The organism is Melaminivora jejuensis (assembly GCF_017811175.1).
GTDB classification, from domain to species: Bacteria; Pseudomonadota; Gammaproteobacteria; order Burkholderiales; family Burkholderiaceae_C; genus Melaminivora; species Melaminivora jejuensis.
On the sequence record NZ_JACWIJ010000002.1, the window covers coordinates 919,293 to 941,858 of the forward strand.

Genomic DNA, 22,566 nt, shown 5'->3' on the forward strand with positions numbered 1-22,566 from the left:
AAGATCGCAGCACTCTGGCGCGGGCCGGCTCAGGCACCGCGCATCAGCCAGGTGCCGCTGTGCAGGCCCAGCCAGGCAGCAGCCAGCGAACCGAGCACATGCGCCAGCGTGACTCCCAGCGCCAAGGCGGCGCGGCCCTGCAGCAGCAGGCCCAGCACTTCGGCGGAGAAGGTGGAAAACGTGGTCAACGCGCCCAGAAAGCCGGTCACGGCCAGCAGGCGCCACAGCGGGTCGAGCCCGGGCAGCGCCTGCAGCACGGCCAGCGCCAGGCCGATCAGGTAGCCGCCCGCCACGTTGGCCGCCAGCGTGCCCCAGGGCAGCAGGGCGCCGGGCGCATTGAGCCACAGCGCCAGTCGCCAGCGCGCCAGTGCGCCGGCGCAGGCACCGACGCAGATGGCGAGAGCTTGCAGCATGGGGCGCGAATGTAGCAAAGCCGTCCGGGGGGCGGCCGTGCGTCTGGCACACAACGCACGATGCACGCCTTCCCAGGGTGCGAACGCACTCTGGGGAGTGCATTTCAGGGTATTCCTGCGTACTTCGTCAGGGGTGTCCGGGCGTGCCTGCCTAGAATCTGCTGCACTGCAATACATGCACCACACATACCCGGCTGCGCAGACTGCCGGGCCACAGCGAGGAATACCAGGTGTCCGATACCCCCGACCAGAGCCATGACCAGCCCGGCGATGCCGCCGCCGACGAGCGCGTCATCAAGAAATACCCCAACCGTCGTCTGTACGACACCAAGACCTCGACCTACATCACCCTGGCCGAGGTCAAGCAACTGGTGATCGACGGCGAGGCCGTCGCGGTGCGCGATGCCAAGACGGGCGACGACCTCACGCGCAGCATCCTGCTGCAGATCATCCTGGACGAGGAGGCCGGCGGAGCGCCCATGTTCAGCGAGGCGGCGCTGGCCAACATCATCCGCTTCTACGGCCACGCCATGCAGGGCTACATGGGCGCCTACCTGGAAAAGAACGTGCAGATGTTCACCGAGTTCCAGGCGCGCCTGGCCGAGCAGGCGCAGGGCCTGTCGCCCGAGAAGTGGGCACAGTTCATGCAGATCAACTCGCCACTGATGAAGACCTGGATGGGCAGCTACGCCGAGCAGTCGCAAAACGCCTTTGCCCAGATGGGCGAGCAGATGCAGCGCCAGACCGACCAGATGCTGGAAGCGTTCGGACTCAAGAAGCGCTGAGCGCGCCTGCAGCTGGCAAAACCCTGGCCACTGAGCCGCCGTTGTCTGGCTTAATCCATGCTGCGCTCCAAGCAGGCCTGGGGCGGATGACCGGAGGCACGCATGAAGTTCCACAACCTTTCCGTCAGAGCCAAGCTCTGGACGCTGGTAATGGGGCTGATGTTCAGCCTGGTCGTGCTGGGCGCAGCCCTGATGGCGCGCACGGAGGGTGTCGTGCGCCAGTCCGAGCAGCTGGTCGGCTTTGGCAACGAGCGCATCTTCTCGGCCCTGCGCTGGAAGGCGCTGACGCACTCATCCGTGGAAAGCCTGCTGGTGGCCATGCAGGCCAGCGATCAGGAGCTGAGCGCACGGCAGCTGGCCCAGGCGCAGAAAATGTCCGCAGCGGTGGGCGAACTGCAAAAAGAGGTCGAGGCGCAGGCCTTCTGGCCGGACAACCGGGCGCAGCTCGAACGCATCGCCGCCGAGCGCGCCGAAGTGCTCAAGGTGGCCGCAGTGCTGCAAAAGCAGCGCGCCGACGGCGACATGGCGGCCCTGCAGCAGACCGCGCAGCAGACATTCGCCCCGGCCATGGACAAATACGTGGCGGCGCTGGACACCTATATCCGGATGCAGCAGGAGCGCCGGGACGAGGCCCTTGCCGATGCGGCGGCTTCGCGCCGGGCCAGCTACGCCCTGGGCGCGGCGGTGACGGTGTTCCTGCTGCTGGTTGGCCTGGCCCTGGCCTGGCTCATGGTCAGGAGCATCACCGCACCACTGCAGCGCGCGGTCGAGCTGGCCGATACCATCGCCGGCGGCGACCTCACGCACCAGGCGCATGACGAGCGCCGCGATGAGCTGGGCCAGCTGCTGCGCTCCCTGTCGGCCATGGGGGCCAGCCTGCGCCAGCTGGTCGGGCAGGTGCGCTCGGGCGTGCAGACCGTCTCTGCCGCTGCCGGCGAAATCTCCATGGGCAACCACGACCTGTCGGCGCGTACCGAGCAGACGGCGGCCAACCTGGAGGAAACTGCCGCCAGCATGGAGCAGCTCACGGCCACCGTGACGCAAAGCGCCGACACCGCCCGCCAGGCCAATCAGCTCGTCGGCAGTGCGCTGCAGGCGGCGCAGCAGGGCGAGACGGTGGTCGGGCAGGTCATCGCCAGCATGGAGGGCATCTCGCGCTCCAGCCACAGGATCGGCGACATCATCGGCGTGATCGACTCGATTGCCTTCCAGACCAATATCCTGGCGCTCAATGCGGCCGTCGAAGCCGCACGCGCCGGCGAGCAGGGCCGGGGCTTTGCCGTGGTGGCCAGCGAGGTGCGGGTGCTGGCCGGGCGCTCCGCCGAGGCGGCGCGGGAGATCAAGGCGCTCATCTCCAGCAGCGTCGAAGGTGTGCAGGCGGGCAGCAGCCAGGTGCAGCAAGCCGGCCAGAGTATGCAGGCCATCATGCACAGCGTGCGCCAGGTCAGCGATCTGATGGGCGAGATCTCGGCCGGCAGCGCCGAGCAGCGCGACGGCATCGGCCAGGTCAACCAGGCGGTGAGCAACCTCGATCAGATGACGCAGCAGAACGCGGCGCTGGTGGAGCAGGCCAGCGCCGCCGCTGCCGCCATGAACGAGCAGGCCCAGCGGCTGGCGCAGGCCGTTGCCGTGTTCAACGTTGGAGCTGACGAGTCAGGCCGCCGCGCGGCACTGCCGGGGGCCGCAACCGGCTCAGCGCCCGTCCTGCAACTGCGCGCTGGCAGCTGACAGCGTGGCTGCGCCGGCCTGGGCGTCGGCCACCCGGCGGGCGCCGTTGAAGCGGCGCTGCCAGTAGCTGGCGTGCATGTCCTCGACGCGCACCTGGGCGCCAGCGCGCGGGGCGTGGATGAACTTGCCCTCGCCCAGGTAGATGCCGACATGGCTGAAGGCGCGGCGCATGGTGTTGAAGAAGACCAGATCGCCCGGCTGCAGGTCTTTCCTGTCGATGACTTCGGTGGCGGCAGCCTGCTCGCTGGCGCGGCGCGGCAGCAGCAGGCCCTGGGCCTGGTGGAAGGCTGCGCGCACGAAGCCGCTGCAGTCGAAACCGATTTCGGCGCTGCTGCCTCCGCGCCGGTAGGGCACGCCGAGAAAGCCCATGGCAGTGGAGATCAGATCGCCCGTGCGGTCGGCCACGACATGCTGTGCATCGCGCAACTGGCTCAGCAGCGGCAGGCGCTCGGTGCGTGAAACGGGAGTGGCGGGCCATTCCTCGACAGCCGGGGAGGCGTAAGAATTGGCGCAGGCAAGTAACAACAGGCACAACCAGCGAGACATGGGGCGCGAGGGTAGCATGGGCCAGCTGCAACCCGGCCGTCGCAGTTGTTGCAAGGGGTAGCGCCGTCTGGCGCCAGATGGCGGCTTGGACTGACGCCGGGAGAGGTGAAATCCGACATCCTGGCCTGTGAGTTGCTGCGCAAAGGCTTGGCGTCCAGCCAACCCGGGCAGCGCAAGCGGACGTTTTTTTGCTCAGGAGGCTGCCTTGCTGTCTTTTTCATCCGCCCGACCCCTGACCCTGGCCTTGCTGGTCGGCAGTGCGCCGGCACTGCAGGCCAACCCGGCGCCGGCGCCGGTAGCGGCGGCGCAGCCGGGGCAGGTGCAGGTCGTTGCCACCGGCCTCGAACATCCCTGGGCCGTGGCCTTCTTGCCGCAGGGGCGTTTTTTGGTCACCGAGCGCCCGGGGCGCCTGCGCATCATCGATGCCGACGGCAGCCTGCAGCCGCTGCTGCACGGCCTGCCCCGGGTCGATGTCGCCGGGCAGGGCGGTCTGCTGGATGTCATCACGGATCGGGATTTCGCACGCAACCAGCGCATCCATTTCTGCTACTCCGAGCCTGCCGAGCGCGGCCCGGGCAACGGCACGGCCCTGGCCAGCGCCCGGCTGGCACTGCCGGGCGGCGAACTGCAGGACGTGCAGGTGCTCTTTCGCCAGCAGCCCAAGGTGGCCAGCAAGCTGCACTTTGGCTGCCGCATCGTGCAGGCGCCGGACGGCAATCTGTTCCTGACGCTGGGCGAGCGCTTCAGCCGCCGGGACGCCGCCCAGCGCCTGGACAACCATCTGGGCAAGGTGGTGCGCATCGCGCCGGGCGGCGGTGCGGCGCCCGGCAACCCGCTGGCAGGCCGCGCCGGCGCCCTGCCGGAAATCTGGAGCTGGGGCCACCGCAACCCGCAGGGCGCCACCTGGGGGCCGGATGGCCGGCTGTGGCTGCACGAGCACGGCCCGCAGGGCGGCGACGAGATCAACCGCCCCGAGGCCGGGCGCAACTACGGCTGGCCGGTCATCACCTATGGCGAGGAATACGGCGGCGGCGCCATCGGCAAGGGCACGCACCAGGATGGCATGGAGCAGCCCCTGCATTACTGGGCGCCCTCCATCGCGCCATCGGGCATGGCCTTCCTGAGCAGCGACCGCTACGGGCCGGCCTGGCGCGGCAGCCTGTTCGTCGGCGCCCTCAAGGCGCAGCGGCTGCACCGCCTGCAGATCGAGGACGGGCGCGTGGTGCGCGACGAATATTTGCTGGACAAGCTGGGCGCGCGCATCCGCGACGTGCGCCAGGGCCCCGATGGCTGGCTGTACCTACTGACCGACAGCCCGCATGGGCAGCTGCTGCGCCTGAAGTCGCCCTGAAGCCGCTACTGCACCGGTTCCAGGAGCGGCAAACGTGCCAGACTTGCACGCTTTCTTTTCACTTCCAGAAAGACGCCCATGCTGCTTGACGCCTCGCAATCCCAACTCGTGCTCGTGGACTATCAGGAGCGCCTGATGCCGGCCCTGCTGGACGGCAGCGCCGCGCTGGCCCAGGCCAGGCGCCTGGCGCAGGTGGCCCACCTGGTGCAGGTACCCGTGTGGGGCACGGAGCAAAACCCCACCCGGCTCGGCCCCAACGACGCCGAGCTGCGCGCCCTGTGCCAGCGCACCCTGGGCAAGATGCACTTCAGCGCCGTGGCCGATGGCCTGGCCGACTGGCTGCGGCCACCCGCTCCCCCCGCGCGCCCGCAAGGCGGCAACGCGCGCAGCCTGCCCAAGCACCTGCAAAAACGCGAGCAACCGCCGCACGACGAGCGCCCGAGCATCGTCATTGCCGGCTGCGAAACCCATGTCTGCCTGCTGCAGACGGCGCTGGAGCTGCTGGAGGACGAGTTCGAGGTCTGGGTGGTCACCGATGCCTGCGCCTCGCGCACCGAGCGCAACCGCGACGCCGCCTTCGACCGCCTGGCCGGCGCCGGCGCCGAACTGGTGACCACCGAGATGGTGGCCTTCGAGTGGCTGCGCTCGTGCGAGCACCCGGCGTTCCGGGACATGCTGGCGCTCATCAAATGAGCACAGGCCGCCTGGCACCAGCATCCATGCCGCGCCATTCAGCGCCATCCAGGGCACCAATGATTTGCATGATTTTCGCCCCAAAGCCTTGACTGGCAAGCGCAGGCAGCTATCAAAAAGGGAGTTTTCAAGTGTTGCAACCGTTGCTTGAGCAGGCAGTTCAATCGTCAGATTGCTGCAAGGGCGGCGTGAATAATTATGAATTTTGAATGATCTGCTGCCGTGCCAACCGTGCCGCCGATCATCGATCCAAGGGGACTTACCATGGCTACCGCAGACACCGATTTCGCCGCCTTCCACCACCGCTCCATCCATGAGCGCGACGCCTTCTGGGCCGAGCAGGCCGAGCTGATCGACTGGCAAAGCCGGCCAGCGCAGATCTGCGACTACAGCAACCCGCCCTTTGCTCGCTGGTTCGTCGGCGGCACGACCAACCTGTGCCACAACGCCATCGACCGGCACGTGGCGCAGCGCGGCGAGCAGGCAGCCTTGATCGCCATTTCCACCGAAACCGGCAGCGAGCGCACCTACAGCTACGCCGAGCTGCACCGCGAGGTGCAGCGCATGGCTGCGGTGCTGCAGTCGCTGGGCGTGGGGCAGGGCGACCGGGTGCTGATCTACATGCCCATGATTGCCGAGGCGGCCTTTGCCATGCTGGCCTGCACGCGCATCGGCGCCATCCACTCGGTGGTCTTCGGCGGCTTTGCCTCGTCGTCGCTGGCCAGCCGCATCGAGGATGCCGCGCCCAAGGTCATCGTCAGCGCCGATGCCGGCTCGCGCGGCGGCAAGGTCGTTTCCTACAAGCCGCTGCTGGACGAGGCCATCGCCCTGTCGCCGCACCAGCCCGCCGCCGTGCTGATGGTCAACCGAGGCCTGGCCGAGGCCGCCATGCAGGACGGGCGCGACCACGACTGGGCGGCGCTGCGCCAGCAGCACCTGGATGCCGAGGTGCCCTGCACCTGGGTCGAGGCCACGCACCCGAGCTACATCCTCTACACCAGCGGCACCACCGGCAAGCCCAAGGGCGTGCAGCGCGACACCGGCGGCTACGCCGTGGCGCTGGCCTCCAGCATGAAGCACATCTTCCATGCCAAGGCGGGCGACACCTACTTTTGCACCAGCGACATCGGCTGGGTGGTGGGCCACAGCTACATCATCTACGCGCCGCTGCTGGCCGGCATGGCCAGCGTCATGTACGAGGGCCTGCCGATCCGCCCGGACGCCGGCATCTGGTGGAGCATCGTGGAAAAGTACAAGGTCACGCACATGTTCTCCGCGCCCACGGCGGTGCGGGTGCTGAAAAAGCACGACCCCGAGTACCTGCGCAAGTACGACATCTCCAGCCTGCAGGCGCTGTGGCTGGCCGGCGAGCCGCTGGACGAGCCCACGGCCAGCTGGATCAGCGGCGCCCTGAACATCCCCATCATCGACAACTACTGGCAGACCGAGACCGGCTGGCCCATCCTGACGCTGTGCAACGGCGTCGAGCAGCAGCCCTCGCGCTTCGGCAGCCCGGGCAAGGCGGTCTATGGCTACGACATCCGGCTGATCGACGAGACCACCGGCGCCGAGCTGACCGAGCCCAACCAAAAGGGCGTGGTGGCCATCGAAGGGCCGCTGCCCCCGGGCTGCCTGCAGACCGTCTGGCGCGACGACGAGCGCTTCGTCAATACCTACTGGAAGAGCATCCCGGGCCGGCTGATCTACAGCACCTTCGACTGGGGCATCCGCGACGCCGATGGTTATTACTTCATCCTGGGGCGCACCGACGACGTGATCAACGTCGCCGGCCACCGCCTGGGCACACGCGAGATCGAGGAGTGCATCGCCGGCCACCCGGCCGTGGCCGAGGTGGCGGTGGTGGGCATCGCCGACAGCCTCAAGGGCCAGGTGGCGCTGGCCTTTGCCGTGCCACGCGACGCCGCCAGCGTGGCCGCTGATGCGGATCGCCTGCGCCTGGAGGGCGAGGTCATGAAGCAGGTCGATGCCCAGCTCGGCGCCGTGGCGCGTCCGGCGCGCGTGCTGTTCGTCGCCACGCTGCCCAAGACACGCAGCGGCAAGGTGCTGCGCCGCGCCCTGCAGGCCGTGGCCGAGCGGCGCGACCCGGGCGACCTGACGACCATGGAAGACCCGGCAGCGCTGCAGCAGATCAAGTCCCTGATGGGCTGATGGCGGGGCTGATGGCGCAGCCGGCAGCAGGCTGCGCCATCATCTTCATCATCATTTTTGATAGCTGACAGCGCTTGCTGGGCAAGGGTTTCCGGCCTTTTTCATCTATAAAAAATATAGCGCGGCAGCCCGGTCAATCCCAATCCGTGGCCGCCAGCTCCTGCTGCTGGCTGCCGCGCCATTGCTGGGGCACCTGCCATTGCCGCACCCAGGCCGGGAAGTCATGCGCCGGCATGGGCCGGGCGATGCAGTAGCCCTGCGCCAGCGTGCAGCCCATGTGCAGCAGCGCACTGCCCTGCTCGACGGTCTCCACCCCTTCGGCAATGGTCTCGCAGCCAAACGAGCGCCCCAGGCCGATCACGCCGCGCACGATGGCCCGGTCGCCGGCATCGTCGAGCATCCCGGCAACGAAGCTGCGATCCAGCTTGAGATGGCTCATGGGCAGGCGGCGCAGATAGGTCAGCGACGAGTAGCCGGTGCCGAAGTCGTCGAACGACACGCCCACGCCGCGCTCGCGCAGCGCCGTCAGCTCGCGCGCCGCGTGCTCGATGTCGTACAGCGCCGCGCTCTCGGTCAGCTCCAGCTCCAGCAGCCGCGCCGGTATCTGCGGGTGCTGCGCCAGGCGCGACAGCAGCCAGTGGGCAAAGCCCTCGCGCTGCAGGTGCTCGGGCGTGATGTTGATGCTCACCGGCAGATGCAGGCCCTGATGCATCAGCGTGCCGATCAGCTCCAGCGCCGTGTCCACCACCCACTCGCCAAACAGCGCCTGTAGCTCCGAGTGTCCGTCCAGCAGCGGCAAAAAATGCCCCGGCGCCAGCACGCCGCGCTGCGGATGCTCCCAGCGCACCAGCGCCTCGGCGCCGACCACGACGCCCTGGCGCATGTCCACCTTGGGCTGCAGGTACAGCGCCAGCTCGGCACACTCCAGCGCCTGCTTGAGCCGTTCGCACTGCGCACGCCGCTCCTGCTGGGCGCGCTCGTGCGCTGCATCGAAGGCGTGGTAGCGGTTGCGCCCGGACTGCTTGGCCACATACATGGCCTGGTCGGCGTGGCGCAGCAGGGTGTCGGCATCGGCGCCATCGTCGGGGTACAGGGTGTAGCCGATGCTGGCTGTGACCACGGCGCGCTCCCTGCCCAGCGGGTAGGGCGCGGCGACGCTGGCCATGACGGCGCGCAGGCGCAGCTCGCACTCCTGGGCATTGGCCAGGCCGGGCAGCAGGATGACGAATTCGTCGCCGCCCAGGCGCGCCACGGTGTCGCCGCTGCGCAGCGCACGCTGCAGCCGCTCGGCCACCTGCATCAGCAGCCGGTCGCCTACGGCGTGGCCCAGGCGGTCGTTGACCGGCTTGAAGCCGTCCAGATCCAGGTAGCCCACGCCCAGCCGATCCTGGCGCGCAGTGGTCTGGCGCATTCCCTCGCGCAGGCGCCGCTCCAGCAGCACGCGGTTGGGCAGGCCGGTCAGCGCGTCGTAGTGCGCCATGCGTTCGAGCTGCTGCGCCTGGGTGCGCTGGCTGGTCACGTCCATGGTCATGCCGACCATGCGCCGGGGCTCGCCCATGGCGCTCCAGGCGACCACCTTGCCCAGGCTGCGCACCCAGCGCACGGGCTGGCCCTGCGGGGCATTCGGCGCCTGGCTGGTGACATCGAAGGGCAGCCATGGCTCGGACAGGTGGCGCGACAGCTCCGCCGCGATGGCCGCCGGGTCGGTGTGCGCCAGCACTTGCGTCCAGGGTTCGGCGCGGGGCGCAGGCGCTGGCGCCAGCCCCAGCAACTCGCGCCAGCGTGCATCGCCAGTGATGGTGCCGCTGGCCAGATCCCAGTCCCACAGGCCCAGCGATGCCGCCGAGATGGTCAGCGACAGCAGCTCCTCGCGCTCGCGCACGTGCTGCTCGGCGCGCTGGCGCTCGGTGATGTCCAGTAGCGTGAACAGCCAGCAGCCCTCGCCGCGCAGCTCCAGCGGGGAGACCGACTGCAGCACCGTGCGCTGCTGGCCAGCGGCGGTGGTGATGTCCAGCTCATGGGCGCGCAGCTCGCCGCCGCTCTCGTCCAGTGCGCGCAGCAGCGTTTGCCGCTCCGCAGCCGTGAGAATGCCCAGGCCGGTGGAGGTCTGGCCGATGGCCTGCTCGCGCGCATGGCCGGTGAGCCGCTCCCAGGCCGGGTTGACATCCAGGAACAGGCCGTCGCTGCGCCGGCTGAAGCCCAGCGGCGAGGGCAGCAGGTGAAACAGCTTGGCCATGCGCTCCTCGGAGGCGCGCAGCTGGTCGGTGGCGCGGCGCACGTCGTCGATGTCCTGGATGACGCCGCGCACGCGCACCACGCGCCCGTCTTCGAGCACCGGCTCGGCGTGCGCGCGCACCCACAGGTGGACGCCATCGGCGCGCCGGATCTGCATCTCCTGGTGCCAGGGCCGGGCCTCGCGCACGCACTCGCGCATGTGCTGGCGTATGGTTTCCTGCCACTCGGGCAGCACGAATGCCTGGACATAGTTGCGCGGCAGGGGTGCGCTGGGCGGCAAGCCGTGGAGGTCGTAGCACGCCTCGGACCAATAGAGCGTGTCGAGGTCGTGCGCATCCTCCCAGGCGCCCAGGCGCGCCATGCGCCCGGCCTGGCGCAGCAGACTGTTGCTGGCCAGCAGCTCCTCGCGCACGCGCAGCTCCTGGCTCTGGTCGTGGAACACGAAGACCATGCAATGCTGGCCATCGATGTGCTCGCTGCGCGCCGACATCAGGCCCTTGACGCTGTCGGCGCCGCTGCGCACCGTGACCGGCAGGCCGCGCGCCTCGCCCTGGCGCTGCAGGGCATCGAGCACGCGCTGGCGCTCGGAAGGCACGGCCCACACGCCCAGCTCCAGCGAGGTGCGGCCCACGATCTGCGCGCGCGGCAGGCCGACCAGGCGCTCGAAGGCCGGGTTGACATCCAGATACCGGCCATCGGCCAGCAGCGTGACGCCAGCGGCGTCGGGCAGGGTGCGGTAGATGATGGAGTACTTGACCTCGGAGGCGCGCAGGGCCTCGCGCAGCTCGCGCTGCTCGGTGATGTCCAGCACCATGCCGGCCAGGCGCAGCACCCGGCCCCGGGCATCGCGCTGGGTGATGTGGCCGCGTGTGAGCATCCAGCGCCAGCGCCCCAGGTCGTCGAGCATCCGGAACTCGGCCTGTACCGTGGCCTCGTGGCCGGCCAGGACGCTGCGCAGATAGGCACGCAGGCGGCGCCTGTCCTCGGGGTGGTGGTGCTCGCGGCTCCAGCGCCGGCCCGCCCGGCTGCCCAGGCTCAGGCGTGCCAGGGCGCTGCTGCCGTCATCGGGGGTGTCGCGCAGGCCAAAGCGCCGGTACAGCCGGCCAGCGTAGCCAAGCTGCTGCCCGCGCACGTCCCACTCCCAGCGTCCACCGCCGGTGGCGCGCAGGGCGCTGACCAGGTCGTCCTCGCGCCGGTGCAGCGCCAGCAGCGAGCGCGCGCGGCTGCGCAGCAGCGCCACGCCGCCGCACAGCACCACAACCCCCAGCGCCTGGCTGCCACTGCTTTCCAGGGAGGGCGGGGCGCTGTCCCAAAGCGCAGCCGTCCCGGCCAGCAGCAGCGGCAAGAGTGTCGCCAGGGCCAGTACGCCCAGCCACACAGGCACGCGGCTGATGCGGTGCAGCGCCAGCCAGCCCAGCGCGCCCAACAGGGCGCTGGCAGCAGCCAGCAGGCTGGCCAGCGGCCAATCGACCCCGGGCACGAGAGCCAGGCCGGCCAGGGCCATCAACACCGCCGCCGCGCCGCCCCCGAAGCCCCACAGGAAGGCTGCCGAGGCCACCAGCGAGGGGTTGATCGGGCCAATGCCCAGCGCCACCGTCTGCGGATCGGCGGCCAGCACCAGCGAGGCTGCGCCGCACAGCGCGCCCAGCAGCAGGCGCGTGCGGCCTGCAGGCTGCGCCAGTTGCGCCTGGGGCAGCAAGGCCACCAGGCCGATGATCAGCACATACAGCGCGCTGGCCAGGGTCAGGGTGCTGTTCATCGGCGCCGGCCCAGCAAGCCGGTGGACAGCATGGTGCCGCAGATGATGATGGCGCCGCAGCCGACCATCCACGGCGTGACCTGCTCGCCCAGGAACAGCGCGCCATAGCAGACGGCAAACACCGGCGCCAGAAAGGTCACGGCCAGGGCGCGGCTGGGGCCGGCGCGGGCGATGAGGCGAAAGTACAGCAAGTAGGCGATGCCGGTGCACAGCAGCGCAATCGCCGCCACCGCCGCCCAGGCGCTTGCACTGGGCGTGTGCTGCGGCCAGGCCCACAGGGTGGGCAGGGCCAGCGCCACGGCGGCGCCGATCTGGCTGCCGGTGGCGCAGGCCAGTGGCGGCACGCCCTGCAGGTAGCGCTGCACGAAGCTGGCGCCCACGGCGTAGCAGGTCGAGGCCGCCAGGCAGGCTGCCACGGCCCAGCCGGGGGTGCTGCCACTGCTGGCCAGCGCGCCGGGCGTGCGCCAGGCCAACAAGGCGATGCCGGCAAAGCCCAGCAGCAGGCCCAGCCAGCGCAGGCCGGCGATGCGCTCGCCCAGCCACAGCAGCGCCACCAGGGCGCCGAACAGCGGCACGGCGGCATTCAGGATGGAAGTCAGCCCGGTGGGCAGGTGCAGCACGGCCCAGGCGAACAGTGCAAACGGAATGGCCGAGTTGACCAGGCCGGACAGCAGCGCCGGCTTCCAGTGGCGCCGCAAGGCCGGCCAATGGCCGCTGCGCAGCAGCAGCGGCGTGAGCAGCAGCGCCGCCAGCGCCACGCGCAGGCCGGCTGTGGGCAGCGGGCCGAACTCCACGGCGCCCAGGCGCATGAACAGGAACGAGGCGCCCCACAGGCTGGACAGCAGGATGAATTCGCCAAGCCAGGGTGGCTCGCGGGCCGGGGCGGCAGGGGTGGCAATGGGAGAGGCAGAAGCGGACATGGAGGGCAGTTCCCGCACAGGCGGCAGGCCTGCATTACAAACGAAAACGTCTGCGCCCTCCATGAGATTGTGGCAATGCGCCTCCTACAATGCTTAGCTTTGTCCAGCATCCCGAGCGGGCTGGATGCAGGCAGTTTTTTGATAGCGCCTCGCGCTTGACTGGTGCGGGGTCTGGCCGTTTTTTGCCTGTTTTTGCTGGTCAAGGACAGTTTCACAGGATCAGGAGCGCGACATGCAGCCATCCCCCGCCATCTTCAAGGCCTACGACATCCGCGGCATCGTGCCGGCCACGCTGGACGAGGACGTGGCGCGCGCCCTGGGCCGGGCCTTCGGCATGGCGGCGCTGCGCCAGGGCGAGCGCACGGTGGCCGTAGGCCGCGACGGGCGCCTGTCCGGCCCGGCGCTGGCCGCCGCACTGATCCAGGGCCTGGTGGACGTGGGCCTGCAGGTCATCGACGTGGGCGCGGTGACCACGCCCATGCTGTACTTTGCCGCCAGCACGCTGTGCAACAGCGGCATCCAGGTCACGGGCAGCCACAACCCCAAGGACTACAACGGCTTCAAGATGGTGCTGGCCGGCCGCGCCATCCACGGCGAGGACATCCAGCAGCTGCGCCGCGCCATCGAGCAGCAGGACTGGCAGCCCAAGGACGGCGGCGGCGTGCGCCGGGCCGACGTGCTGGCGGACTACAGCGCGCGCATCGTGGGCGACGTCAAACTCGCGCGGCCCATGAAGATCGTCGTGGACAGCGGCAACGGCATTGCCGGGGCCTCGGCGCCGGGCATCTTCCGCGCGCTGGGCTGTGAAGTGGTCGAGCTGTTTTCCGAGGTGGACGGCGACTTTCCCAACCACCATCCCGACCCGAGCAAGCCCGAGAACCTGCGCGACGTGATCCGCGCCCTGGGCGAGAGCGGCGCCGAGCTGGGCCTGGCCTTCGATGGCGACGGCGACCGGCTGGGCATCGTCACGCGGGGCGGCAACAACATCTTTCCCGACCGGCAGATGATGCTGTTCGCCCGCGACGTGCTGTCGCGCGTGCCGGGCGCGCCCATCGTGTTCGATGTCAAATGCACCCAGCGCCTGGCACCCGCCATTGCCGAGGCCGGCGGCGAGCCGGTCATGTTCAAGACCGGCCACTCGTTGATCAAGGCGCGCATGAAGGAGCTGAACTCCCCCTGGGCGGCGAGATGAGCGGGCACATCTTCTTCAAGGAGCGCTGGTACGGCTTCGACGATGGCACCTACGCCGGCTGCCGGCTGCTGGAAATCCTCAGCCGCCACGAAGACGCCAGCGCCGTGCTCGACGCCCTGCCGACCAGCTTCAGCACGCCCGAGCTGAACGTGCAATGCGAGGAGGGCGAGCCGCACCGCCTGACCGCCGAGCTGCAGGCGCTGGCCGCCGGCGCCTTTGCCGAGCCGGCGCGCATCAGCACCATCGACGGCCTGCGCGTGGACTGGCCCGACGGCTTCGGCCTGATCCGCGCCAGCAACACCACGCCGGTGCTGGTGCTGCGCTTCGAGGGCCAGACGAGCGAGGCCCTGGCGCGCATCGAGGGCGAGATGCGCGCGCTGCTCGAGCGCGTCAAGCCCGGCGCGCAGATCGGCGGCGCGGCGCATTGAAGGGAGGGTGTGCGTGGTGCGCCCGGCGTTTGGCGCACAACGCACAACGCACACCAAGGCGGGGAACACGCCCTGTGCCGCATCCCTTACTTAAAGACCATGCAGTTCCTGGCGCTGAAGCTCTACGGCCTGCTGATCTGGCTGGCCAGCCCTTTGCTGCGCGCCAAGCTGCGCCGGCGTGCGCGCCGCGAGCCGGGCTATGCCCTCCAGGTGGACGAGCGCTTTGGCCACTACGAGACCGCAGTCTGCACGGCGGCGGCGGCCCAGGCCGGGCCGCTGGTCTGGCTGCACGCCGTCTCGCTGGGCGAGACGCGGGCCGCCGCGCTGCTGCTGGCCGAGCTGCGCCAGCAACTGCCCGCCATGCGGCTGCTGCTCACGCACGGCACGGCCACGGGCCGCGCTGCCGGGCAGGCGCTGCTGCAGCCGGGTGACCTGCAGGTCTGGCTGCCCTGGGATACGGCAGGCGCGACGCGCCGCTTCGTGCGGCAACTGCGTCCGGCCATAGGCGTGCTGATGGAAACCGAGGTCTGGCCGAATCTGGCTGCCGCCTGCCGCGCCGCCGGCGTGCCGCTGGTGCTGGCCAATGCGCGGCTGAACGCCAAGTCCTACGCCGGCGCGCGCCGCCTGTCCTGGCTGGCGCGCCCGGCCTATGCTGGCCTGCGCGCCGTCTGGGCGCAGACCGAGGCCGATGCCGCGCGCCTGGCCGATGTCGGTGCGCCGGTGGCCGCAGTGCTGGGCAATCTGAAATTCGACGTGCAGCCGAGCGCCGCACAGCACGCCCAGGGCCGCTCTTGGCGTGCGCGGGCTGGCCGGCCCGTGATCCTGCTGGCCAGCACGCGCGAGGGCGAGGAAGCCCTGTGGCTGCAGGTTTTGCAGTCAAATCAGGCTCAAACCCTTGCTGGGCAAGCGCTGACAGCTATTAAAAACGAAGTCGCAAAAAGGGGTCAAACAGCTCTGCCGCCCGTCCAATGGCTGCTGGTGCCGCGCCATCCGCAGCGTTTCGACGAAGTGGAGCAGCTGTGCCGGGCCGCCGGCCTGCGCGTGGCGCGGCGCAGCCAGTGGACGGGCGATCCCGCGCCTGCCGATGTCTGGCTGGGCGACAGCCTGGGCGAGATGGCGTTGTACGCCGGCATGGCGCACGCGGCGCTGCTGGGCGGCAGCTTTGCCCCGCTGGGCGGGCAGAACCTGATCGAGCTGGCGGCCAGCGGCTGCCCGGTCGTCATGGGGCCGCACACCTTCAATTTCGCCCAGGCCGCCGAGTTGGCGCTGGCCGCCGGGGCCGCGCAGCGCGTGCCGGACATGGCTGCGGGTGTCCAGGCAGCGTGCGCCCTGGTGGCCGATGCTGCGCTGCAGCAGCGGCGCTGCGCCGACAGCCTGGCCTTTGCCGCCGCCCACCGGGGCGCCGCCCGGGCCACGGCGCAGGCCATTGCCGATGTGCTGCACGCCCGGTAGCGCGGTGGCGCTGAAAGCGGTCAATCGTCTCTCCCCTGGGCCACAATCGAGCGGCATATTCCTTGCGCAGCCCGCGCTGGCCCACTTCCAGAGAGATTTCGACCGCCATGATGGACAAACACTACCTCACGCCACTGTTTGCGCCCAGCTCGATCATCGTGCTGGCGGGCAGCCGCGACCATGCCGACATGCTCGCGCCCCAGGGGCGGCTGCTGCACGAGGCACTGCGTGCGCACACCTACAGCGGCACGCTCACCTTCTTCGACATCCACACCAGCGGCACGCTGGCCGACCTGGCGCAGACGCGCGCCGATCTGGCCGTGCTGGCGCTGCCCCCGAGGAGCTGGCCGCCGGCCTGGAGCTGGCCGGTCGCGTGAACTGCCGCTGCGCGCTGATCATCTCCAGCGGCGTCGATGCCGAGCTGGCCCGGCGGCTGCACAAGATCGCCCGGCGCGAGGGTATGCACCTGCTGGGGCCGAACTCGCTGGGCATACAGCGCCCCTCGCTGCACCTGAACGCCAGCGCCGCCGGGCCGCTGGCGCGCGATGGCTCGCTGGCGCTGATCTGCCAGTCGGGCGCGCTCACCGCCTCCATCCTGGACTGGGCGCACAACAACGGCGTGGGTTTCTCCAGCGTGGTGTCGCTGGGCCCGCACACCGACTTGGGCCTGAGCGAGGCGCTGGACTTTCTGGCGCATGACCCGCGCACGCAAAGCATCGTCGTCTATATGGAGGGCATCCAGAGCGCCCGGCGCTTCGTCAGCGCGCTGCGCTCGGCCTCCCACGCCAAGCCGGTGGTGGTGCTCAAGGCCGGGCGCAAGCCGGCGGGCAACGTGGCCGCGCAGACGCACAGCGCCGCCATCGTCGGCAGCGACGATGTGTTCGATGCCGCGCTGCGCCGCGCCGGCGCAGTGCGCGTGCGCTCCTTCGTCGAGCTGTTTTCCGCTGCCAAGTGCCTGGCCTCGCGCTACCGCCCGGTGGGCCGGCGCCTGGGCGTCATCACCAACGGCGGCGGCCCCGGTGTGCTGGCGGCCGACTGGGCCTGCGAGATCGGCCTGGAGCTGGGCCGGCTGTCGCCCGAGTCGGTGGAGAAGCTGGCGCCCGGGCTGCCGCCGTTGGCTTCGCTGGTCGATCTGATCGACCTGTCCGAGGAGGCCGGCCCGGAGCACTACCGCGCCGCGCTGGACGCGGCCTTTCGCGACCGGGGCATCGATGGCGTGCTGGCCATGTTCTCGCCCAAGGAGGGCATAGACGGCACGGCGATTGCCAACGCCGTGGCCGAGGCCAAGCGCCTGGCGCCCAAGCCGCTGCTGGCCAGCTGGATGGGCGATCTGTCCGTGGTGGCGGCGCGCCAGGCGCTGCGCGACGCGCAGATCCCGCAATTTCGCACGCCCGAGGCGGCCGTGGGCGCCTTCGGCAACATCGCCAAGTTCTATCAGAACCAGCAACTGCTGCAGCAGACGCCGCCGCCGCTGTCCACCCTGGTCAAGCCCGACATCGAGGGCGCGCGGCTGGTCATCGAGTCGGTGCTGGCCGAGCGGCGCACCGCGCTGACCGAGATGGAGTCCAAGACGCTGCTGGCGGCCTTCCACATCCCGGTCACGCGCACGGTGCTGGCCAGGAGCGGGCACGAGGCCATGATGATCGCCACGCAGCTGGGCTTTCCGGTGGCGCTGAAGATCGACTCGCCCGACATCGCGCACAAGTCCGATGTCGGCGGCGTGGTGCTCAACGTCCACAGCGGCGCTGCGGCGCGCGATGCCTTCAACGACATGGTGCAGCGCGTGGCGCGCCTCAAGCCTGACGCCCGGGTCAACGGCGTGACGGTGCAGAACATGGCGCGCGCGCGGCGTGGGCGCGAGATCAACATCGGCCTGGTCACGGACGACCCGTTCGGCCCGGTCATCACCTTCGGCGCTGGCGGCACCATGATCGAGCTGATCAAGGATCGCGCCATGGAGCTGCCGCCGCTCAACCAGTTCCTGGCGCGGCGGCTGATTGACCGCTCGCGCGTGGCCGAGACGCTGGGCGACTGGCGCGGCGCGGCTGCCGTTGATCGCGATTCACTGGAGCAGACGTTGCTGCGCGTGTCCGAGATGGTCTGCGCGCTGCCGCAACTGCGCGAGATGGACATCAACCCGCTGATCGTCGATGAGCTGGGCGCCGTGGCCGTGGATGCGCGCATCGTGGTCGGCGAAAGCGCCCAGGCCAACACCCGCAGCGACGGGCAGGGGCACGGGCAGTACGCCCACCTGTCCATCCTGCCGTATCCGGCGCGCTACGAGCAGGTCTGGCCGCTGCGCGGCGGCGGCGAATACCTGGTGCGCCCGATCCGCCCGGATGACGCGCAGATGGTGCAGCGGCTGGTGCGCGAACTCTCGCCCGAGAGCCGCTACTTCCGCTTCGTCTCGCAACTGGCCGAGCTGCCGCCGTCCATGCTGGCGCGCTTCACGCTGATCGACTACGACCGCGAGATGGCGCTGGTGGCCGAACGGCGCGAGCGCGTCGTGGGCGATGATGGCGAGGTCAGCTACAAGCAGCGCATCGTCGGCGTGTCGCGCTACGTCACCAACCCTGATCAGACCAGTTGCGAATTCGCCCTGCTGGTGGCCGACGACTTTGCCGGCCAAGGCCTGGGCGCGCGCCTGATGCTGAGCATCATGGACGTGGCGCGCGACCGGGGCCTGGCGGAGATCCAGGGCCTGGTGCTGGCCAACAACCCCAACATGCTCAAGCTGATGCGCCGGCTGAACTTCGAGATCCGCTCCTTCCCGGAAGACCCCGAGTTCCGCTTGGTCGTGCATCAGCTGTGAGGGGCGTTTTCGGGGGGGGCCGAGCGTTGTGCGTTGCGCGCTTTGTGGCTGTTCACGCCAAACGCTCAACGCTCAGCGCCCAACCTCCATCAGATCCGCCCCATGAGCAACAGCACCAGCAGGATGAGCACCACCAGGCCGACGCCGCCACCCGGGCCGTAGCCCCAGGAGCGGCTGTAGCCCCAGGTCGGCAGCACGCCGATCAGGATCAGGATCAGGACGATGAGCAGGAGGAGGGAGAGCGACATGGTGCGGTTTCCTTTCGTTGAGCAGCCATTGCCGGGCGCAAGGCCGCAGGTGGGTGCATTGTTCTGACGGAGGCAGCGCAGGCGGGGTAGTCCGCTGGCGCAAGGCCGGGTCAGCCGGGGAGGGCAGCCGGCGCTGGCCGAACGCCTGCCTGGCCGCCGCCTGGCCGACCTGGGCGGTGCGATGGCGCACCTTCCTACATGCGGGCGAGGGCCGGGCTTTTAGCGTTGCAGCCTTCTGCCCAGTCCCACCAGGAGCGCCCCGCATGAGCCAGAAAGCCACCCCGTCCGATACCGCCACCACCGGCGCCACCAGCGCCGAAGCCGCTGCGCGCAATACCGACAGCGGCCCGGCTGCCCTGCCGTCTGGCGCCAGTACCGCTGCAGCTGCCAAGGCCGGCCAGACCCAGCAGATGGCTGCCGCCATGCCGGACAACCCGTCCAAGCCGCTGGAGTACGGCGAGGCAAATGGCCTGGCACCCAGTGCCGGCGCCACGGTGCAGCCGCCTTCGCGGCAGGTGCTGGCCAGTGCCTTGTCCGAGAAGAACACCAATGCCAAGACTGGCGGGGCCGCCCCCGAGGGCCGCAACGCCACCAGACACGCAGCTGCTGCGCCTGGGCGGGCCGAATTTCCACGAAATCCCGATCAATGCGCCCATCGTGCAGGTACACAACAACCAGCGCGACGGCTTTCATCGCCAGGCCATCTTTCGCGGCCGCGTGGCCTACGAGCCCAATTCGCTGGCCGGGGCTGTCCGTTCCAGGCCGGCGGGCAGGGCTTTGTTTCGGTGGCAGCGCGCGACGAGGCGCGCCAGGGCACGGCCAAGGTGCGCGCCAAGCCCGAAAAATTCGCCGAGCACTACGCCCAGGCGCGATTGTTCCTGGACAGCCAGACGCCTGCCGAGCAGGAGCACATTGCCGCCGCCTTCCGCTTCGAGCTGAGCAAATGCACCGTGCCGGCAGTGCGCGAGCGCATGGTGGCGTCGCTGCGCAATGTGTCGGACGGGTTTGCCGCCAAGGTGGCTGCCGGCCTGGGCATCGACCCGCTGCCGGCGCCCCTGCCCCTGGCGGTGCGCAATCCACCCGCGCCGGAGGTCACCCGCTCCAGCTACCTGTCGCTGCTGGCGCGCCCTGGCGACGGCTCCATCGCCGGGCGCAAGGTGGCGATTCTGGTCGGCCCGGGCGTGGCGGGCGGCTTTGCCCGCAGGGTGCAGCAAACGCTGCTGGACGGCGGCGCTGTTGGCCGTTTCGTCGGCCTGCACATCGGTGCCGTGGCGGCGGCGGACGGCACTGCCCTCGACGCTGATGCCTCGATGGAAAACGCGCCCGGCTATCTGTTCGACGCCCTGGTCATCCCGCACGGCGTGCAGGAGCTGGCGCGCGACGCCCACCTGTGGGAATTCGTGCGCGATGTCTATCGGCACTGCAAGCCCCTGCTGGCCATCGGCAGCGCGTGCGAACTGGTGGCGCGGATCCTGCCCGAAGGCGCCGCTGCACAGGCCGACAAGGCGCTGATTCTGGAACAGCGGCAGGAAGAAGAATCCGCCCAGGAGTCGGCCATCGAGCGGCTGGTCTCGTGCCTGGGCGCGCCGCGCGACTTTTCCCGCGAGGGGGCGGCGAGATGACCACTCCCAGGAAAGACCCGGGCGCCGTACCCACCTCATCCCAGCGCAATCGCTTCGCCACCAAGCGCACCCTGATCGTGGCAGGCATGGTGCTGGCTTTCCTGCTCCTCGCCATCTGGACTCCCTGGTGAGCGGCAGTGTGGCGCCCTGCGGCACGCGGGCGGCGCAGGCACAGCAAAAAGCCGGCTCAGGGCCGGCTCGTCTGTTGCGGGGTCATGCCTGTTGCGGGGCCAGGTGCCGCCCTCATCCGGCCAGACCCTGGGCCAGCATGGCGCCCTTGAGTCCGCCCGTGTCCTCGCGCTTCTTCAGCGCCGTGATGCGCGCCACCTGGGCGCCCGACTCTGGCGCCATGCTCGTCTCCTGCGGTATCGGGGCCGCTTGCGGCAGCCGCTGCTCGGGCGTGATTTCCAGCTGCAGGCGCGCCACCCGCTCGCGGTACATGCGGGCCAGGGCGGCGTGGTGCTCGGCGGCGCTCTCATGCTCCAGCGCGGCCATGCGCGCCTCGTCCATGGAGCGCTGGGCGCGGCGCATGTAGATCGTGGCGGGGTCGAAAAATCGCTTGAACATGGCGGGTCTCCAGGCAAAAAAGGGTATGGCGTGACCTTACGTGGGCGCACGGCGCCCGGTGCGTCAGACGAATGCCCCAGCCCGCGCCGGAAAGCGCGTGGCGGGCGCTGTCGGCGCCAGCGGGCTGCGCCAATGCCGGGCACACTGGCCGGCAGCCACGGTTTCTTCCCCCTGCCATGAAGCTCTCCCTCTCCCTTCCGACCGGCGAACGCCAGGCCCTGCTGTGGCTGGTGGCGCTGGGCTTTTTCATGCAGACGCTGGACGCGACCATCGTCAACACGGCGCTGCCGGCCATGGCGCGCGACCTGGGCGAAAGCCCGCTGCAGATGCACTCGGTCATCGTCGCCTATTCGCTGGCCATGGCGGTGCTGATCCCGGCCTCGGGCTGGCTGGCCGACCGCTTCGGCACGCGCCGGGTCTTCATGTCGGCGATTGCGCTGTTCGTCACCGGCTCGGTGCTGTGCGCGCTCTCGCCCACGCTGCCGCTGCTGGTGGGCGCGCGCGTGGTGCAGGGCCTGGGCGGCGCGCTGCTGCTGCCCGTGGGCCGGCTGGCGGTGCTGCGCGCCTTTCCGCGCGACGAGTTCATCCGCGCCATGAGCTTTGTCGTCATCCCCGGACTGATCGGCCCCTTGATCGGCCCGACGCTGGGCGGCTGGCTGGTCGAGTTCGCCTCCTGGCACTGGATCTTCTGGGTCAACGTGCCGGTCGGCCTGGCGGGCCTGGCAGCGGCGCGGCGCTTCATGCCGGCGGGCGACGCGCAGCCGCCGCGCGGCTTCGATCTGCTGGGCTACGGTCTGCTGGCCTTTGGCATGGCGGCGGTATCGCTGGGCGTGGAGGCCATGGCCGGCGGCGGGCTGAGCCGGGCCTCGGCGCTGGTGCTGTTGGTCTTTGGCATCGCCAGCCTGGCCAGCTACGGCCTGCACGCGCTGCGCAGCCGCAATCCGCTGTTCACCCCGGCGCTGTTTGGCGTGCGTACGCTGCGCGTCGGGTTGCTGGGCAATTTCTTCTCGCGCCTGGGCAGCTCGGCCATGCCTTTCATGATTCCGCTGGTGCTGCAGGTCAGCCTGGGCTACTCGCCCATGCACGCCGGCATGATGATGCTGCCCACGGTGCTGGGCAGCATGGCGGTCAAGGCGCTGGTGACGCGGCTGGTGCAGCGCTTTGGCTACCGCGAGGTGCTGGTGGCCAACACCGCCGTGCTGGCGCTGCTGGTCGGCAGCTTCGCCCTGATGGCGCCGGGCGCGCCGCTGGCGCTGATGGTGCTGCAGCTGGCGCTGTTCGGCGCGGCTAACTCGACGCAGTTCTCCGCCATGAATACGGTGACGCTGATGGATCTGGAGCCGGGCCACGCCAGCAGCGGCAACAGCCTGCTGTCCATGGTGCAGATGCTGGCCATGGGCATGGGGGTGGCGCTGGCCGGGGCCGTGCTGGGCAGTCTGCAGGCCAGTGCGGCAGCGCAGGGCGCAGCGGGCACGCTGCACGCCTTTCGCGTCACCTTCATCTGCATGGGGCTGCTGACGCTGGCGGCCACGGCATTGTTTTTCCAATTGCCGCCGCGTGGCATACACCGGGCGCAGGCCCAGGCTCGGCAGGACAAGGAGCAGGGCTCGCTGCCCTGAAGCCGGCTGCGGGCCAGCCGCGCGTCC

16 protein-coding genes and 2 pseudogenes are annotated in these 22,566 nt (G+C 70.0%); 12 read left to right on the forward strand and 6 right to left on the reverse strand.

The genetic code is table 11. The features are described 5' to 3' along the window. Positions 1 to 29: 29 nt before the first annotated feature. Complete coding sequence (gene crcB / locus IDM45_RS04575) at positions 30 to 413, reverse strand: fluoride efflux transporter CrcB (protein ID WP_209421819.1); 384 nt, start codon at positions 411 to 413, stop codon at positions 30 to 32. 230 nt (positions 414 to 643) lie between these two features. Between crcB and phaR the strand changes: the two genes are divergently transcribed. Beyond that, on the forward strand, positions 644 to 1,198 hold the full coding sequence (gene phaR / locus IDM45_RS04580) for a polyhydroxyalkanoate synthesis repressor PhaR (protein WP_209421820.1): 555 nt from the start codon (positions 644 to 646) through the stop codon (positions 1,196 to 1,198). A gap of 102 nt (positions 1,199 to 1,300) precedes the next feature. Then, entirely contained in the window at positions 1,301 to 2,926 is a 1,626-nt protein-coding gene (locus tag IDM45_RS04585; RefSeq protein ID WP_209421821.1) for a methyl-accepting chemotaxis protein, read from the forward strand. On the opposite strand, the gene IDM45_RS04590 is transcribed toward IDM45_RS04585, so the two are convergent. After that, the gene (locus IDM45_RS04590) at positions 2,891 to 3,472 is read right to left on the reverse strand and encodes a C40 family peptidase (RefSeq protein ID WP_209421822.1); all 582 of its coding nucleotides are present in this window, start codon (positions 3,470 to 3,472) and stop codon (positions 2,891 to 2,893) included. The two genes, IDM45_RS04585 and IDM45_RS04590, sit on opposite strands and share 36 nt — an antisense overlap. Before the next feature lie 205 nt (positions 3,473 to 3,677). Here IDM45_RS04590 and IDM45_RS04595 point away from each other — a divergent pair, with 205 nt between their 5' ends. The 3 genes from IDM45_RS04595 (at position 3,678) to IDM45_RS04605 (ending at position 7,685) form a co-directional block, all read left to right on the forward strand. Next, entirely contained in the window at positions 3,678 to 4,823 is a 1,146-nt protein-coding gene (locus IDM45_RS04595) for a PQQ-dependent sugar dehydrogenase (protein WP_408631642.1), read from the forward strand. A 78-nt stretch (positions 4,824 to 4,901) separates the two neighbouring features. Then, positions 4,902 to 5,516, forward strand: coding sequence for an isochorismatase family protein (locus IDM45_RS04600; protein WP_209421823.1), 615 nt, complete (start codon positions 4,902 to 4,904; stop codon positions 5,514 to 5,516). Positions 5,517 to 5,780: 264 nt separating this feature from the next. Continuing rightward, entirely contained in the window at positions 5,781 to 7,685 is a 1,905-nt protein-coding gene (locus tag IDM45_RS04605; RefSeq protein ID WP_209421824.1) for a propionate--CoA ligase, read from the forward strand. Positions 7,686 to 7,818: 133 nt separating this feature from the next. Here the strand turns inward: IDM45_RS04605 and IDM45_RS04610 are convergent, their stop codons facing one another. Further along, on the reverse strand, positions 7,819 to 11,679 hold the full coding sequence (locus IDM45_RS04610) for a sensor domain-containing protein (protein ID WP_209421825.1): 3,861 nt from the start codon (positions 11,677 to 11,679) through the stop codon (positions 7,819 to 7,821). Continuing rightward, positions 11,676 to 12,599 (reverse strand): DMT family transporter, encoded by a 924-nt coding sequence (locus IDM45_RS04615; RefSeq protein WP_209421826.1) that lies wholly within the window; start codon positions 12,597 to 12,599, stop codon positions 11,676 to 11,678. Before IDM45_RS04615 ends, IDM45_RS04610 begins: the two co-directional genes overlap by 4 nt. Before the next feature lie 232 nt (positions 12,600 to 12,831). Between IDM45_RS04615 and IDM45_RS04620 the strand changes: the two are divergent. The 3 genes and pseudogenes from IDM45_RS04620 to IDM45_RS04630 all read left to right on the forward strand — a co-directional run bounded on the left by IDM45_RS04620 (position 12,832) and on the right by IDM45_RS04630 (position 18,483). Further along, positions 12,832 to 14,219: pseudogene (locus tag IDM45_RS04620) on the forward strand (phosphomannomutase/phosphoglucomutase). A gap of 99 nt (positions 14,220 to 14,318) precedes the next feature. Then, complete coding sequence (locus IDM45_RS04625) at positions 14,319 to 15,671, forward strand: 3-deoxy-D-manno-octulosonic acid transferase (RefSeq protein ID WP_209421827.1); 1,353 nt, start codon at positions 14,319 to 14,321, stop codon at positions 15,669 to 15,671. A 107-nt stretch (positions 15,672 to 15,778) separates the two neighbouring features. Further along, a pseudogene (locus tag IDM45_RS04630) lies at positions 15,779 to 18,483 on the forward strand (bifunctional acetate--CoA ligase family protein/GNAT family N-acetyltransferase). 89 nt (positions 18,484 to 18,572) lie between these two features. On the opposite strand, the gene IDM45_RS04635 reads toward IDM45_RS04630, so the two are convergent. Continuing rightward, on the reverse strand, positions 18,573 to 18,731 hold the full coding sequence (locus IDM45_RS04635; RefSeq protein ID WP_209421828.1) for a DUF3309 family protein: 159 nt from the start codon (positions 18,729 to 18,731) through the stop codon (positions 18,573 to 18,575). A gap of 549 nt (positions 18,732 to 19,280) precedes the next feature. Here IDM45_RS04635 and IDM45_RS18065 point away from each other — a divergent pair. The 3 genes from IDM45_RS18065 to IDM45_RS17905 are packed head-to-tail and all read left to right on the forward strand — an operon-like array spanning position 19,281 to position 20,484. After that, on the forward strand, positions 19,281 to 19,670 hold the full coding sequence (locus IDM45_RS18065; protein WP_325168945.1) for a catalase: 390 nt from the start codon (positions 19,281 to 19,283) through the stop codon (positions 19,668 to 19,670). After that, complete coding sequence (locus IDM45_RS04640; protein ID WP_325169001.1) at positions 19,556 to 20,353, forward strand: catalase-related domain-containing protein; 798 nt, start codon at positions 19,556 to 19,558, stop codon at positions 20,351 to 20,353. Before IDM45_RS18065 ends, IDM45_RS04640 begins: the two co-directional genes overlap by 115 nt. Further along, positions 20,350 to 20,484: a hypothetical protein gene (locus IDM45_RS17905; RefSeq protein ID WP_267912102.1), complete on the forward strand. Its 135-nt coding sequence runs from the start codon at positions 20,350 to 20,352 to the stop codon at positions 20,482 to 20,484. Before IDM45_RS04640 ends, IDM45_RS17905 begins: the two co-directional genes overlap by 4 nt. 112 nt (positions 20,485 to 20,596) lie before the next feature. Here IDM45_RS17905 and IDM45_RS04645 read toward each other — a convergent pair whose 3' ends face one another. Then, positions 20,597 to 20,920: a hypothetical protein gene (locus tag IDM45_RS04645; protein WP_209421829.1), complete on the reverse strand. Its 324-nt coding sequence runs from the start codon at positions 20,918 to 20,920 to the stop codon at positions 20,597 to 20,599. A 176-nt stretch (positions 20,921 to 21,096) separates the two neighbouring features. Here IDM45_RS04645 and mdtD point away from each other — a divergent pair, with 176 nt between their 5' ends. After that, positions 21,097 to 22,539 (forward strand): multidrug transporter subunit MdtD, encoded by a 1,443-nt coding sequence (gene mdtD, locus IDM45_RS04650; RefSeq protein WP_209421830.1) that lies wholly within the window; start codon positions 21,097 to 21,099, stop codon positions 22,537 to 22,539. The last annotated feature ends 27 nt before the right edge of the window (positions 22,540 to 22,566 follow it).

Excerpts from the sequence above, each read along its gene's own strand:
- IDM45_RS17905 (WP_267912102.1), top strand. The coding sequence starts at position 20,350 with ATGACCACTCCCAGGAAAGACCCGGGCGCCGTACCCACCTCATCCCAG.
- IDM45_RS04635 (WP_209421828.1), bottom strand. The coding sequence starts at position 18,731 with ATGTCGCTCTCCCTCCTCCTGCTCATCGTCCTGATCCTGATCCTGATC.
- IDM45_RS04585 (WP_209421821.1), top strand. The coding sequence starts at position 1,301 with ATGAAGTTCCACAACCTTTCCGTCAGAGCCAAGCTCTGGACGCTGGTA.
- IDM45_RS18065 (WP_325168945.1), top strand. The coding sequence starts at position 19,281 with ATGCCAAGACTGGCGGGGCCGCCCCCGAGGGCCGCAACGCCACCAGAC.
- IDM45_RS04615 (WP_209421826.1), bottom strand. The coding sequence starts at position 12,599 with ATGTCCGCTTCTGCCTCTCCCATTGCCACCCCTGCCGCCCCGGCCCGC.
- IDM45_RS04590 (WP_209421822.1), bottom strand. The coding sequence starts at position 3,472 with ATGTCTCGCTGGTTGTGCCTGTTGTTACTTGCCTGCGCCAATTCTTAC.
- mdtD (WP_209421830.1), top strand. The coding sequence starts at position 21,097 with ATGAAGCTCTCCCTCTCCCTTCCGACCGGCGAACGCCAGGCCCTGCTG.
- IDM45_RS04610 (WP_209421825.1), bottom strand. The coding sequence starts at position 11,679 with ATGAACAGCACCCTGACCCTGGCCAGCGCGCTGTATGTGCTGATCATC.
- IDM45_RS04625 (WP_209421827.1), top strand. The coding sequence starts at position 14,319 with ATGCAGTTCCTGGCGCTGAAGCTCTACGGCCTGCTGATCTGGCTGGCC.
- IDM45_RS04645 (WP_209421829.1), bottom strand. The coding sequence starts at position 20,920 with ATGTTCAAGCGATTTTTCGACCCCGCCACGATCTACATGCGCCGCGCC.
- IDM45_RS04605 (WP_209421824.1), top strand. The coding sequence starts at position 5,781 with ATGGCTACCGCAGACACCGATTTCGCCGCCTTCCACCACCGCTCCATC.
- IDM45_RS04600 (WP_209421823.1), top strand. The coding sequence starts at position 4,902 with ATGCTGCTTGACGCCTCGCAATCCCAACTCGTGCTCGTGGACTATCAG.
- crcB (WP_209421819.1), bottom strand. The coding sequence starts at position 413 with ATGCTGCAAGCTCTCGCCATCTGCGTCGGTGCCTGCGCCGGCGCACTG.